This is a genomic window from Maribacter sp. HS (genome assembly GCF_048059195.1).
Lineage (GTDB): Bacteria > Bacteroidota > Bacteroidia > Flavobacteriales > Flavobacteriaceae > Maribacter > Maribacter dokdonensis.
In genome coordinates, this window is record NZ_JAYLVV010000006.1 from 58,340 (window position 1) to 73,059 (window position 14,720).

Here is a 14,720-nt window from a genome sequence, read left to right on the forward strand (position 1 = left end):
TTTTGTTTTTAAAACTATTCTAGTTTAAATGTAATTGGTATGGCAAATGAAACCTTTACGGCAGAGCCTCTTTGTTTACCTGGTGTCATTTTAGGTAGTTTAGATAAAATTCTTACGGCTTCTTTTTCTAGTACATCGTGCGGACCTCTTTTTTGAATGGCGCCAATACTACCGTCATTGTTGATCAAGAATTGAGTATTCACCCTGCCTTGAATTCCCATTTCTTGAGCTAGCTCTGGGTAGCGGAAGTTTTTACGAATGTGTTTTTGCATCATTTCATTGAAGCAGGCGCGTTTGTCTTCTGCGCTTTCACAACCAGGAAATATAGGAACCTCTTCAATAGTTGTCCAAATTACTTTTACTTCTTCTGGTTCTTCAATAACTTCAAAATCAGAGGGGTCTACAATTTCCGTGTCGGTATCAACTTCACTTGCAATAACCTCAGTTTCGATTATGGGTTCATCATCTTCTATGATCTCTATTTCAATAGGTAATACCTTTGGTTTTGGCGGTGGGGCTGCCTTTAATTCAAAAATAGGAGCATCTTCATCAATAGAATCGTCAACCTTGTTTAAGGCTACATCTATAGTGTTGATAGGGTCAAATGTTCTCCATTCTAAGGCGGTGTATACCATGGCTAGCACTAATAAGAGTCCTATTACGAAGAATGTTCCGCTTTTTTTGTTTAGATCTTTTTGTGGATTCTTTTTTGGTCTCATAATCTTTCATTTTTTTTTGACTTGTGTGAACAAGACAGGTTATTTTTCCTTTTACTTGTTTAAAAGTATAGCATAGGTGTTGCCGCTAAAATGAGCAATGAGCTAACCCTTGTTTTGAATGAGTGAACGGTCTAAAAAAAATATTTTCAAAAGTTTAATGGCTTTGATTGGCTGGTAAATTGATAATTCTTGAAATAAATATTTTAAAGGTTGTTGAAAGACCGTAATTTTAACGCCATGGGTATTTTTAAGAAAGATAAACTTCAGATCATCAACTTTCAGTCGTATGGGAGTGCTACTCGTTTGTATGTAAGGGGTAGAGCGATTGAAGATGAAAATATCGATTTGGATCAGAAAGGGATTTTCAATTTAATGAAGAATACCTGGAAACGTTTTGAGACCGATGAAATTAAAAATGCACCAATAAAGATTACTTTTTCAAATGGTAACACGGTGCAAGGTATTACTGATAATGATGGGTATTATTTAATTGATGAGAATATTGAAGGACTGCAAAATTTGGCAAATGAAGAAGGTTGGGTCAAATTTGAGTTGTCATTTAGTAATACCAAATTAAAAAGGGAGATTCTTTTACAGAACAGGTTTCCTGGAGAAATGCTAATACCCAGTGCTAATGCAAAATTTGGGGTAATCAGTGATATAGATGATACCATTTTGCATACCGGTGTAGTATCTTCTTTAAAATGGAAGGTTATTATAAATACCATGTTCAAAAGGGCTACAAAACGTTCTCAATTGGAAGGAGCTTCGGATTTTTATACAAAATTGCATTTAGGCAAATCTGGAGATGAAGCCAACCCTATTTTTTACGTAAGCCATAGCCCATGGAACTTATACAGGTATTTGGAACTCTTTTTAAAGACTAACAATTTCCCTAAAGGTCCGGTTCTTTTACGAAGTATGGCAAGTTTTAAAATGCGAAAGAAGAGTGATGAAAAACCGCAAAAACAAAAGGAAATCAGCAATTTGCTCATGTCTTATCCCAATTTGCCATTTATTTTAATTGGTGATAGTGGTGAAAAAGATGGTGATATCTATCAAGAAATATCAACTCTATTTCCGGGCAGGATAAAAGCTATTTATTTGCGTAGCGTAAATCATTCCAAACGTATGGCACGAATAGAAAATCTCTTTGCGGATTTTAAGGATATTCCATTTTTAATGGTCAATAAAACCGAGGAAGCTATACAGCACGCCAAGAAAAACGGATTTATATAAGGTTTAATTCTTTATATTCTTGATCGGGTTCCATCTGGTGTCATCAAAATCATTTAGAGCATTGATCAATTGAAAGCTTTTAAAATGTTGTAAATCGGCCGTTGAAATTCTTTTTTCCGTTATTTTATTTTCATCTAATAACCTAGCTCTACAAGTGCCTTCAAGTAAAGGGGTAGAAGGGGTTACAATATGTTCGCCATCGGTCAGTAGAATGTTAGCGTAAGAGGCATCGGTAATAAATCCGTTTTTAACGATCAAAACATCATCACATTGGTCACGTAGCTTAAAAAGGTTGTTCAATTTTTTACGATTGTTTCTTTTAACGGCGTATGAAATAGTATCATCATTAACCAATTGAAGAGAGGTGGCTATGCTATTTTCATATTCGGAAATAGAAAAACGGGTACCGTGCTGTTTATAGCCAATACGTAACTTGTATTTTAATGTATTGTCTAAGTTGGTAAGGTGAATACCATCAAATAAAGAATAGGTAGGGTGGGTTTTATATTGTTGCATGTAAGAAGCTCTAAATCTAGCTTCGTGGTATTGTTCGTTTTTAATTTCACTATTTTCTATACAAACAGATTCAAATAATGGGTACATATATTTTTTCTAAAAGTTCGTGATATTCTTCTTCCATTTCGCTAAGGTGGGTTATACCGCCACCACTTTTGTAGAAAAGCGTATCGTTAATTTTTTCAATAAATCGAATGCTGACCGCACTATCGATTTGCTGTCCGTCGAAAACCCCAAAAATTCCCGTGTAAAATCCACGTGGTGTTATTTCTGCCTTTGAGATAATTTCCAAAGTTTTCTTTTTAGGAGCTCCACTAATTGATCCTGCGGGTAATGTTTTTAATAGTAATGTGGCAAATTCGTCTTTCCAGTGTTTAGGGAGCTCTCCCTGTATTTCCGTGCTGGTCTGTAGTAGTTCTTGATCTCCTTTTTTAATTTTATCTACATACCTAAATTTATTTACCCTAACCTTTTTTGCGATCATAGAAAGATCGTTTCTAATTAGATCAACAATGGTGTTATGCTCGTACAGCTCTTTTTTATTGGATAACAACAACTCTTTGGCATTGGATATATTGCTGTTGATCGTACCTTTCATTGGATAAGAGAATATGTTGTCCTCCTTTATTTTAAGATAACACTCAGGTGAAAAAACAACAAATTTATCTTTATATAAAAGCTTATATGGCGCATGCGCTTTTTGGTAAATCTCCTTTAATTCTAACGGGGTGTCAAGCGCCGTTGGAAAGGTAAGGTTTAATAAAAAGCTATTACCTGTTTTTAACTCATGTTTTACTGATGAAAAAGCATGCTTGTAAATTTCTTCTGAAACCAATGTTGGTTTTAGGTCAAAATTTAATTTTTCTAAAGATGAAGTAGCTAGATTTACATCATTACCGTTACCCTTTATATTGAAAATGATATTTTCGTTAGCAGCTTCTTCATACGTAAAAACCTGTTTCGTTGTTTTGTCAAAATCTATGATAAATAAAAAGGGAACTCCATCTTGAAGAAAGCGGGTAACTTTATGTTCAAAATTTTCCAATGGTTTCGGGCTTTGCAAAAATGAACCTAAAATAGACCGTTGATTTGAGCGTCAATTTTATTGAGAATACTTCCTAAATCTTCAGGGTTGTCCACAAAATCCAAATCATCTACATCAATGATCAATAAATTGCCTTTGTTGTAGCCATGTATCCAAGCTTCGTAACGTTCGTTCAACCTGCTCAAATAGTCAATGGAAATGGTATTTTCATATTCCCTGCCTCTCTTATGAATTTGTTTTACCAAATTAGGTATAGAGCTGCGTAGGTAAATTAGAAGGTCTGGTGGGTCTACCAGGCTTTCCATTAGATCAAATAAACTAGAGTAATTTTGAAAATCCCTATTGGTCATAAGGCCCATAGCGTGTAAGTTGGGCGCAAAAATATGTGCATCCTCGTAAATGGTCCTATCCTGTATAATTTCTTTACCGCTTTCCTTGATCTGTAAAATTTGGCGGTATCTACTATTTAAAAAGTAAATCTGGAGGTTAAAGCTCCAACGTTCCATTTGATTATAAAAATCATCTAAATAAGGGTTCTCTACTACATCTTCAAAATGAGCTTCCCAATTATAATGTTTTGCAAGTAATCTGGTTAGGGTCGTTTTTCCTGCACCGATATTTCCGGCAACTGCTATGTGCATAGAATTAAATTGATTAATGGTTGTGTTCTTGTTCCCAAGAAGAATTCGATGGTACAAGATACAAGATAACAACAGGAAGTAAAAACATATTTGTTGTATGGCATAAAAAAAATGAAAGCAACGTAATTATTAACATACTTCAATTAAACCAAAAGCCAAAATTGGTGTCATACAAGCATTCTAATACGTACACATGAAGATATATAAGTGGTTTTTGAGTTTTATAATTCTTTGTATGGGCATAAACTTGCATGCACAGGATTTTCAAGGAAAAGCGGTATACCAGAGTAAAACTCAGGTAAATTTTGATTTTGGAAACCGAAATATACCAGAGGACCGAAAAAAGGAGATGATGGAGCGTATTAAAAAGGCAAACGAGAAAACCTTTATACTCAGCTTTGATAAAACAGCATCTATTTATAAAGAAGAGGAGAAATTAGAGCAACCTGGAGAAAGAGGTGGTGGTCGTGGACCGCGGTTTGGAGCTATGGCCGGTACAGATGGCGATTTATATAAAAATATAAAAGAGCAAAGGTATTTGATAAAGAACGAGCTTTTAGGAAAGATTTTCTTGATCGATGATGAGTTAGAGACCTTGGAGTGGAAAATGGGTAGCGAGTCTAGAAAAATAGGAAATTATACGGCGTTCAAGGCAACGGCAACAAAGACTATAAAGCGACCCAATATGAGTGCCATTTTTAGAAGACCGGGTAGAGGTGGGCAAGATAATGAAGAGAAGGAGAAAGAAGCTGAATTTACCATTAAAGAAGTAGAGATCGTTGCGTGGTATACTCCTGAAATCCCTATAAATCAAGGTCCTGGCCTGTATTGGGGTTTGCCGGGGTTAATATTGGCGGTGAACGATGATATCACCACAATTGTGTGTTCGGAGATTACAATGAATCCTTCTGAGAAAATGGAAATAAAAGCACCTAGCAAAGGAAAAAAGGTCAGCCAGGCAGAGTATGATGAAATTTCTCAAGAAAAGATGAAAGAAATGCGAGAGAATTTCAGGAATAGAGGTGGTCGTGGTGGCGGTAGGCCAAACTAATAAAAGTGCTTTTTAATTCATTTCAATTTATACCTTTTACATGAGAAACAAAGTGCTTTTAACACTAGTGCTAGTGGTGACGTCTACTGTTGCCTTGGCCCAAGAAATTTCATTGTCCGGTACGGTTAAGGATAGTTTAGGGGTTGGTGTAGATATGGCCAACGTCATTGCGATCAACACGGCTACACAGGGTTTGGAGTCTTACGGCATAACCAACCATGCAGGGCTGTTTAAATTGAAGTTGAAAACTGGTGAGCAATACACGGTTAAAGTGAGTTATCTTGGTTTTAAACCGGAGTCGTTTACTTTTACCGCTGGGCAGAATGATGCGATAAAGGATATTGTTTTACAAGAGCAAGCGGCACAATTAGATGAGGTAGATGTTACTTATGAAATGCCGGTTTCGGTAAAAGGGGATACTATTGTGTATGATACGGATGCCTTCGTATCCGGTACCGAAAAAAAATTAAAAGATGTACTTGAGAACCTTCCCGGTATTGAAATTAACGATGACGGCCAAATTGAGGTAGAAGGTAAGACCGTGAGCAAGGTCATGGTAGAGGGCAAAGACTTTTTTGATGGCGATAGTAAATTGGCGGTAGAAAATATTCCAGCCAATGCTTTGAGTAAGGTAGAGGTGTTGCGTAATTTTAATGAGGTTTCACAAATGAAGGGACTCACCAATGACGATGATAATGTGGCCTTGAATATTAAACTAAAAGAAGGGAAGAAGAATTTTTGGTTTGGGGAGTTAACTGCCGGTTATGGTCCAGATGATAGGTATTTGGCCCATCCGAAATTGTTTTATTACAGTCCTAAATACAGTATCAATATTATCACAGACCTTAATAATATTGGTGAAGTACCTTTTACCCGTAATGATTATAGGAATTTTACCGGAGGATTCAGAAATCTAAATTCAAGAGGAGGTAGTTCTATTTCTACGGGGGCAGATGGCTTAGGGCTTTCGTCTACCCAGAATAATAGGGCAAATGATATTGACACAAAATTTGCCGCCGCAAATTTTAGCTATGCACCCATGGAGGGTTTAGATTTAAGTGGCTTCGGTATTTATTCGTACACCGGTACCATTTTAAAATCAGAAGGAGTTACATCTTACATAGCCAGTAATGATGTGGAAAGTACTACATCAAATACAGATCAAACAATACATTTGGGTCTGGCTAAATTAAGTGCCAAATATCAGCCAAATGATAGTTTTCAGTTAGATTATGACGCATTATTAAAACAATCTTATGATACTGAAGAAGTAAACGTTCTGTCTATTTCATCTATAACGGATGAGATCGCAGAGGTGAAGAAACAAAAACCGTTATCGGTAAATCAAAATCTGAACATTTACTATACTTTGAGCGATAAGAATATTTTTGCCGTAGAGGCGCAATATTTGTATCAAGATGAAGATCCATTTTATGAAGCAATTAGAAATGAGTTTGCTTTTGTAGATATTTTTCCGGTAGATGAGAACCAAGAGTTGTATAACATTAATCAGGCAAAACAAGTAGTCACCAATAAGGTAGACGCAAAAGTGGATTATTACAGGGTTCTGGGTAGTAAAAGTAATATTAATTTGACTTTGGGTACCACACAGAGCAATCAAAACTTTAATTCGAACATATTTCAGATTTTAGATAATGAAGATGTTTTAAATTTGAATGGCAATGATTTTGGTAATGACGTTGCCTTTCATGTTTCAGATGTTTATGCCGGCTTACACTATAAAGTTATTTCTGGAATTTTCACGTTTAACCCGGGTATTACCTTACATCAGTTTAATGTAAAAAATGAGCAATTGGGTAGTGTGGTCAAGGATAATTTAACGTCATTGTTGCCAGATGTATATATAAACGCCCAGCTTAAAAAGTCAGAAAACTTACGATTTAATTATCAAGTAACCCGTTCGTTTACAGATGTCAGCAATTTTGCTCAGGGTTATGTGTTGAACAACTATAATTCCCTGTACAGTGGTAACCGGGATCTGGAAAGTGCGTTGAATCATAATGTGTCGTTGAATTTTTTCAGTTTCAATATGTTCAACTTCACAAATATTTTTGCCAACGTGGCATACACTAAACGAATAGACGCCTTAAAAAGCGGAGTGAACATTGTTGGTATCAACAGGGTCAGTAGTACCATCAACTCTAATTTCGATGATGAATCTTTTACGGCAAACGGAAAATATGAGCGTACTTTTGGTAAGATAAAGGCATCTGTACAAGGTAATTTAGGTTGGTCTACCACCAATAACCTTGTTGATGATGAGCAGCGAACCTCAAATTCTTTGACACAGAATTATACGGGCGCGCTTTCCACGAATTTTAAAAATGCCACTAACTTGGAGTTGGGGTATAGGTACACCGTAAATAATTATGAAAATGGTGATTTGGAAACTACGTTTTATACCAGCAGACCCTATGCCCGTTTTGATGCCAGTTTTTTAAAGAACTTTATTTTCACCGTAGATTATGATTATTATAATTATACGGATAAGGAAGATACCATAACCAATACCTATAGTTTTTTAGAGTCTAATTTAACCTATCAAAAGAAAGATAGCCGTTGGGAATATGGTATTAAGGGAACCAATTTATTGAATACCACTACATTGAATAGGGATAGTACCAATGAACTTTACTTTAGTACACAGGCGTATTTTGTACAACCTAGGTATGTGCTATTTTCTGTAAAATATGATATATAATATTTGATGATTCTAGCAGGATAAAGAGCCTTAATTTTAATTGGGTCAATAAATAACATCATATTAAGATAAGGAACAGAACATTTTTTCTATTTTTGCATCTGAATTAAAAAAAAGAGGAGGGATTTGACTGATTGCAACCTCTGTTTTAGCCTTAGGGTATAAAGCGAAAAAAATGCTAAAGCAGTTGATGTAGATACCTATCGCATCATACTTCTTTTCGGCATTCATACAAATCCCTCCATAGAATAAAAAGTTTGTTATGCCATATTTATTTACATCAGAATCTGTTAGTGAAGGCCATCCGGATAAAGTTGCGGATCAGATCAGTGACGCCTTATTAGATCATTTTCTTGCTTTTGACCCAGAAAGTAAAGTTGCTTGTGAGACCTTGGTAACTACCGGCCAGGTAGTTTTAGCGGGAGAGGTAAAAAGTGATACCTATTTAGATGTACAGAACATTGCCCGTGAAGTCATCAATAAAATAGGATATACCAAGGGTGAATACCAGTTTAGCGGAGATTCTTGTGGAGTTATTTCATTGATCCATGAGCAGTCTCAAGACATTAACCAAGGTGTAGACCGTGGAGCAAAGGAAGAGCAAGGGGCTGGTGATCAAGGTATGATGTTTGGCTATGCAACCAGTGAGACCGAAAATTACATGCCTTTGGCGTTAGATATTTCACACAAGATTCTGCATACCCTGGCAGAACTGCGTAGAGAGGGTAAAGAGATTTCATATTTAAGGCCAGATGCTAAAGCTCAGGTTACTTTGGAATATTCAGATGCCAATGAGCCACAGCGTATAGATACTATTGTAGTTTCCACACAGCATGATGCTTTTGATGCCGATGATGAAAAAATGTTAGCGAAAATAAAGTCTGATATTATATCAATTCTTATTCCAAGGGTGAAGGCACAATTGCCGGTAGAGACCCAAAAATTGTTCGATGATCAGATCAAATATCATATTAACCCAACAGGTAAATTCGTAATTGGTGGACCGCATGGTGATACCGGATTAACGGGCCGTAAAATTATTGTTGATACCTACGGAGGTAAAGGAGCTCATGGTGGTGGTGCTTTTAGCGGTAAAGATCCAAGTAAAGTGGACCGTAGTGCGGCATATGCGGCACGTCATGTGGCAAAAAATTTGGTTGCTGCAGGTGTTGCGGATGAAATTTTGGTACAAGTGAGTTATGCGATCGGTGTTGTTGAACCCACATCTATTTATGTAGATACCTACGGTACTTCTAAAGTTGGGTTAAGTGATGGTGCTATTGCTAGAAAGGTGGCTGAGTTGTTTGATATGAGACCTTTTGCCATTGAAGAAAGATTGAAGTTGAGAAATCCTATTTATTTAGAAACGGCCGCTTACGGTCATATGGGTAAACAACCAAGAACTATTACCAAGGTTTTTGAATCGCCATATAATGGTCGTATTGAAAAAGAAGTGGAATTGTTCACTTGGGAAAAACTAGACAAAGTAGCAGAGATAAAATCTGCGTTTAGCATATAAGAGTAAAGTGAAACCGTTTTGCACGGTTAGTACTTACACATCTAATGAATATAAAATGCCTCGTATTTTACGGGGCATTTTTTTGTACACTGATTTATGGAGCGATTGTAAAAACATCAAGAATATTTGGGCTGCTTTTAAGGATTGTTTTTACAGTTGTTTTTGGTGCTCAATAATTCATACAAGCCAATTAACACCTCTTCACAACAAGATTATATGGTTTTACCACAAAATCTATTTTGTAGGAAAAGTATTACATATATTTATATGGTAATTATTGGTGAATCCCCAAGTTTTGCCAAGTTAAAAGATAAAGAATATGTTAGTACTGTAAAAAAAATTATCCATGTAAATACCGGTTGAAGTCCCAAATGTCTGCTTGTATTCCGCATTGTTAAAAAGAGTCTTTGTCTTTAAAAAACCTATAAAATATAAACTTAACCTATGAATGCCATGCTTAAAATGCCCAGATTTCTATTAGCGCTTTTCATTGGTATATGCCTGCAATCGTGTGCAAAAGATACAGACCTTATTTCTGAATATGTAGTTTTAGATACCTCAAAATACGAATATCGTTCCGTAGAAATGAATCCGGAATTTAAAATTGAAAAATCTATAGAAAATTTAGAAACAGTTGTATTAATTCCTTTTTCTAATTAAATTTAGATCCAACTAAACACTATTTTAATGAAAGACCAACTACTAAAAGAGACCACCATTGAAGAATATAAAAGCGATTTTTTCACCGGCATTGTTATGCTAATGAGAAAGTTGTTTATGATTTAAATGCGTTTGCTTTTCTCAATTTCCAATGAGAAAAGTACAGTGCCTATCCACCTATCTAAACTTTATTTTAATTTTTCGTTCCCCGTAAATGTAATATTGCGGTCCAATTCGTCTTGACTTGTTCTCATTTAAAAATGATTGACAGACAGCTAAAGTTAAATTAGCAATTTTCGGTTCAATTTTATTCCGTACAGTAGTAAACTTTCTTAGTTTTAAGATTTCAAACCTTTAAGACATGTCAAAGTTTACCATCAAACAGTTTTTTACGTTCATTTTACTAGCTACAGTTCTTATTTCCTGTAGAAAAACAACACAAAAAGTAGCCGATGCCGAGGTTTCTGATACCTACGTAGAGGATAACTACACTAAAAAGGAAGTGGATATTGCCATGCGAGACGGTGTTACGTTACATACCACTATTTATTCGCCAAAAGATACTTCAAAAGAGTACCCAATTATAATGCAAAGAACCCCGTATAGTTCTCAGCCTTACGGAGCGGGTAATTTTAAAACAAAGATCGCGCCCAACATTCATATGATGCAAGACGGCTATATAGTGGTCTATCAAGATGTGCGCGGCCGTTGGTTAAGTGAAGGGCATTATGAAAATATGCGCGCCTATAATCCCAACAAAAAAACGGAGCAGGATATTGATGAAAGTTCAGATACTTATGATACTATTGAGTGGTTGGTCAATAATGTAGAGAATAATAACGGTAATGTAGGTATTTGGGGAATTTCGTATCCTGGCTTTTATTCTACCTATGCCGTGGTAGATGCGCATCCGGCTTTAAAGGCAGCATCTCCACAGGCGAGTATTGCCGATTTCTTTTTTGATGATTTCCACCATAATGGCGCCTATTTATTGAGTTATTTTAGGGCTACTTCATTGTTTGGTACACCAAGACCAGATGGGGATAAACCTATAGATACGGCATGGTATACATTGCCAGATTTACCAACTGAAGATCAGTATCAATTCTTTTTAGATGAAGGACCGTTAAAGAACTTAGATCGATTTTTTGAATACGAAACAGCCGATACCCCACGTATGGCAAAGGAGGGTGTTACCGATGATTATTTTTGGAACGAACTTAAAGAGCATCCAAATTATGATGAAATGTGGCAGAGCAAGGGCTTGATCCAGCATTTAAAAGATGTAAAGCCAACAGTGGCCACAATGGTAGTTGCGGGCGAATTTGATGCGGAAGATTTATATGGACCGTTAGAAACCTATAAGAATATAGAAAAGTACAATGCCGATAATTATAATACCTTGGTTTTTGGACCATGGGATCACGGCGGATGGGCACGTAGAAAAGGTCAGAATACTGTGGGCAATTATTATTTTGGCGATGGAATTTCTGAATTTTTCCAAGAACATATAGAAACCAAATTCTTTGATCATTTCTTAAAAGGTAATGGCGATAAGAATAGCGGTTTGCCGGAAGCCTATGTTTTTGATACCGGTAGAAAAGATTGGAAAACCTATGATACCTGGCCACCGGCAGGTGTTGTAAAAAAAGATATGTATTTATCTCCAAATCAAGAACTGACTACAGCGCCGAAAGAAGTGGAAGAAGTAAAGTTTATCAGTGATATTAAAAAGCCGGTACCTTATTCAGAAGATATTAAAACGGTATTTACACCTAGAAAATATATGACCGATGATCAGCGTTTTGCAGCTCGCCGTGGTGATGTCTTGGTGTTTGAAACTGACGTTATGCAAGAAGATTTGACCTTGGCGGGTGATATTTTGGCGAAGCTAAAAGTAGCTACTACGGGTACTGCTGCAGATTGGATCGTAAAAATCATTGACGTGCACCCAGCAGATGAACCTGCTTATGAAGGCATGCAAGACCACTTAAAAATGAGCAATTATCATTTAATGGTACGTAGTGAAGTATTGCGTGGTCGTTTTAGAAATAGTTTTGCCAACCCAGAACCGTTTGTGCCAAATGAAAAAACAGATGTAACCATTAAGTTGCAAGATGTATTCCATACCATTAAGAAAGGTCACAAATTACAGGTGCAAGTACAGAGTACTTGGTTTCCTTTAATAGATTTAAATCCGCAGACCTATGTAGATAATATTTTTGAAGCTGAGGAGTCGGACTTTAAAACCCAAACACATTCGGTGTTTACGGATTCAAGTATAGAGTTTTCTGTGTTAGAGTAGTTGTAAAGTTAATTGTTATTAAAGTGTAATTTCATATTCAATTTGGAGAATCTGGAGGAGGTAATTAAAAAATTTATTACAGAAAAGGTTAATTCTAAGTTGGATTTTGATCTTAAGGAGGTAGCAAAAATAAAGCCCTTTTTTGAAGATGAACTAACTATATTAGATAACTTAAAGGAGGTTCGTACTGAAATATGCTATTGTTTATTCTTTGGTCTGCATCAGGCGGCAATTACTTTGACTAACCATTTATTAGAAGATACTTTAAAAACTGGTTTGTTATATTCTGAATATGGAGTTAAGCTATTAGATGATCTAGCTGAAATGGATACATATTATAAAGAAGGACTCGATAAATACAGCAGTTTGGATTTAAGTAGTACCATTAATAGGTCTTGCAGTAAAGGCTTAATAACAAAATTAGAAAAAAAAATATTACACGAATTTAGAGAGCGTTTAAGAAACGGTTTTTCACACTCAGACTCTAGAAAAATTTTTAAGGATATTAAGGTGCCATTTTATTTTGGAAGTTTTGGAAAAATAGAAGAAGAACCTCTTAATTTTAAAGAGTTTAGTATTTCAGATATTCCACAATTTCAAGGACTTGCAAAATCTGAATTAGCTAAAAATCATTCCTTTGATTATTTTAATTACGTTTATGGGATTTTGAAAAGAATTGAGGATAAATTAAATACATAGGAGAAAATTACTGTAAATGTCTCCAATTGAATGAATTAAAAGCCTTGTTATTTAACTAGTTTTAATACAATAACCGATAACTAACAAAACAACAACCAAAATGAAAAAGCTAATCGTCGCAATTGCGGGTGTATTATTCCTACTGCCATTGAGTGCTACAGCTCAAAAAAACAAAAAGGAAGTTTTAAAAGATTTAGATGCAGAATTTAATACCTATAAAGCCATAGCAAATGAGCTTTGGGAAAATCCGGAGTTAGGGTATTTGGAAGAAAATAGTTCTGCTCTATTGCAAGAAACACTTGGTGCGGCAGGTTTTAAAGTAGAGAAAGGTGTAGCAGGTATACCAACGGCATTTACTGCTACTTATGGATCAGGTTCACCTGTTATAGGAATATTGGGCGAGTTTGATGCTTTGCCTGGGATGTCGCAATCTGCGGAGCCTATTAAAAAATCTAGGGTAGTAGATGCACCTGGTCAGGCTTGTGGACATCATTTATTTGGTACGGGTTCTATGGCGGCCGCTATTTCTGTTAAGAATTGGTTAGATGCTACCAAAAAATCGGGAACCATTCGGTTTTATGGAACGCCGGCAGAAGAAGGTGGATCAGGAAAAGTTTATATGGTAAGAGCGGGACTTTTTAATAATGTAGATGCTATAGTTTCTTGGCATCCGGGAGACCAAAACACCTCTAACCCAAGTACAAATTTGGCAACAATATCAGGTAAATTTACATTTAAAGGTGTTTCCTCACATGCTGCTGCCGCTCCGGAATTGGGGCGTTCGGCTTTAGATGGTGTAGAGGGAATGAATGATTTGGTGAATATGTTACGAGAGCATACTACAGAATCTACACGTATTCATTACGTAATAACCAAAGGTGGAGATGCGCCTAATATTGTACCGGAAGAAGCTCAGGTATATTACGTAGTACGCCATGCTAATAGAAAAGAAGTTAAAGCAGTTTGGGATAGAGTAGTAAAAGCGGCTGAAGGTTCTGCCATTGGTACAGAAACAGAAATGTCTTATGAAATTATAGGCGGTACGTATGACCGTTTGCCAAATGAAGTATTAGCTACTTTAATGCATAAGAATATGGAGATTGTTGGTGGAGTAAATTATACCCCAGAAGAAATTGATTTTGCCAAGGAAATTCAGAAAACATTAAAAACCCCAAAGGAAATAGAAAGTGCTGGTGAAATCAAACCAATGGTTTTTACCTACGGTAAAGCATCTGCCGATACAGGCGATGTAAGTTGGAACGCACCTTTAGCTGCAGTAAGAACGGCAACTTGGGTGCCGGGCACTCCGCCACATAGTTGGCAAGCTGTTGCAGCTGGCGGAACAGATATTGGTTATAAAGGTATGATGGTCGCAGCCAAAACTATGGCATTGACCGCAATAGATATTTTTGAAAAACCGGCTGTACTAACTAAGATAAAGGCTGAATTTAATGAAAGGAGAGGAGCCGATTTTAAATATGTAGCGTTATTAGGGGATAGAGAGCCGGCGTTAGATTATAGAAAATGATACGGACATTTTTTAAATTGTAGTTATACATTATCCTTACTTTTATTAACAGTCAAAACCAACAACCAACAACCAA

At 36.1% G+C, this 14,720-nt stretch carries 12 protein-coding genes; 8 read left to right on the plus strand and 4 right to left on the minus strand.

Annotated elements, in window-relative coordinates; genetic code table 11:
- Positions 1 to 14 precede the first annotated feature (14 nt).
- A complete protein-coding gene (locus tag VBZ51_RS15165; protein ID WP_416577480.1) occupies positions 15 to 719 on the minus strand; it encodes an energy transducer TonB in 705 nt (234 codons plus the stop codon).
- Positions 720 to 932: 213 nt separating this feature from the next.
- Here VBZ51_RS15165 and VBZ51_RS15170 point away from each other — a divergent pair, with 213 nt between their 5' ends.
- The gene (locus tag VBZ51_RS15170) at positions 933 to 1,958 is read left to right on the plus strand and encodes an App1 family protein (protein ID WP_339633102.1); all 1,026 of its coding nucleotides are present in this window, start codon (positions 933 to 935) and stop codon (positions 1,956 to 1,958) included.
- A gap of 3 nt (positions 1,959 to 1,961) precedes the next feature.
- Here VBZ51_RS15170 and VBZ51_RS15175 read toward each other — a convergent pair whose 3' ends face one another.
- The 3 genes from VBZ51_RS15175 to VBZ51_RS15185 are packed head-to-tail and all read right to left on the minus strand — an operon-like array spanning position 1,962 to position 4,160.
- Positions 1,962 to 2,561 (minus strand): aminotransferase class IV, encoded by a 600-nt coding sequence (locus tag VBZ51_RS15175; RefSeq protein WP_416577481.1) that lies wholly within the window; start codon positions 2,559 to 2,561, stop codon positions 1,962 to 1,964.
- Positions 2,545 to 3,519 (minus strand): aminodeoxychorismate synthase component I, encoded by a 975-nt coding sequence (locus VBZ51_RS15180; protein WP_416577482.1) that lies wholly within the window; start codon positions 3,517 to 3,519, stop codon positions 2,545 to 2,547. Before VBZ51_RS15180 ends, VBZ51_RS15175 begins: the two co-directional genes overlap by 17 nt.
- Before the next feature lie 26 nt (positions 3,520 to 3,545).
- On the minus strand, positions 3,546 to 4,160 hold the full coding sequence (locus tag VBZ51_RS15185; RefSeq protein ID WP_058105302.1) for a deoxynucleoside kinase: 615 nt from the start codon (positions 4,158 to 4,160) through the stop codon (positions 3,546 to 3,548).
- Positions 4,161 to 4,353: 193 nt separating this feature from the next.
- Between VBZ51_RS15185 and VBZ51_RS15190 the strand changes: the two genes are divergently transcribed.
- From VBZ51_RS15190 to VBZ51_RS15220, 7 genes are all read left to right on the plus strand, one after another.
- Entirely contained in the window at positions 4,354 to 5,211 is an 858-nt protein-coding gene (locus VBZ51_RS15190; RefSeq protein WP_416577483.1) for a GLPGLI family protein, read from the plus strand.
- Positions 5,212 to 5,251: 40 nt separating this feature from the next.
- Complete coding sequence (locus VBZ51_RS15195) at positions 5,252 to 7,933, plus strand: carboxypeptidase regulatory-like domain-containing protein (RefSeq protein WP_416577484.1); 2,682 nt, start codon at positions 5,252 to 5,254, stop codon at positions 7,931 to 7,933.
- Positions 7,934 to 8,195: 262 nt separating this feature from the next.
- Positions 8,196 to 9,452 (plus strand): methionine adenosyltransferase, encoded by a 1,257-nt coding sequence (gene metK, locus VBZ51_RS15200; protein ID WP_416577485.1) that lies wholly within the window; start codon positions 8,196 to 8,198, stop codon positions 9,450 to 9,452.
- Between the two features lie 444 nt (positions 9,453 to 9,896).
- On the plus strand, positions 9,897 to 10,112 hold the full coding sequence (locus VBZ51_RS15205; protein ID WP_416577486.1) for a hypothetical protein: 216 nt from the start codon (positions 9,897 to 9,899) through the stop codon (positions 10,110 to 10,112).
- 361 nt (positions 10,113 to 10,473) lie between these two features.
- Entirely contained in the window at positions 10,474 to 12,417 is a 1,944-nt protein-coding gene (locus VBZ51_RS15210) for a CocE/NonD family hydrolase (protein ID WP_416577487.1), read from the plus strand.
- A gap of 42 nt (positions 12,418 to 12,459) precedes the next feature.
- Positions 12,460 to 13,116: a hypothetical protein gene (locus VBZ51_RS15215; RefSeq protein WP_416577488.1), complete on the plus strand. Its 657-nt coding sequence runs from the start codon at positions 12,460 to 12,462 to the stop codon at positions 13,114 to 13,116.
- A gap of 100 nt (positions 13,117 to 13,216) precedes the next feature.
- The gene (locus tag VBZ51_RS15220) at positions 13,217 to 14,644 is read left to right on the plus strand and encodes an amidohydrolase (RefSeq protein ID WP_416577489.1); all 1,428 of its coding nucleotides are present in this window, start codon (positions 13,217 to 13,219) and stop codon (positions 14,642 to 14,644) included.
- Positions 14,645 to 14,720: the final 76 nt, after the last annotated feature.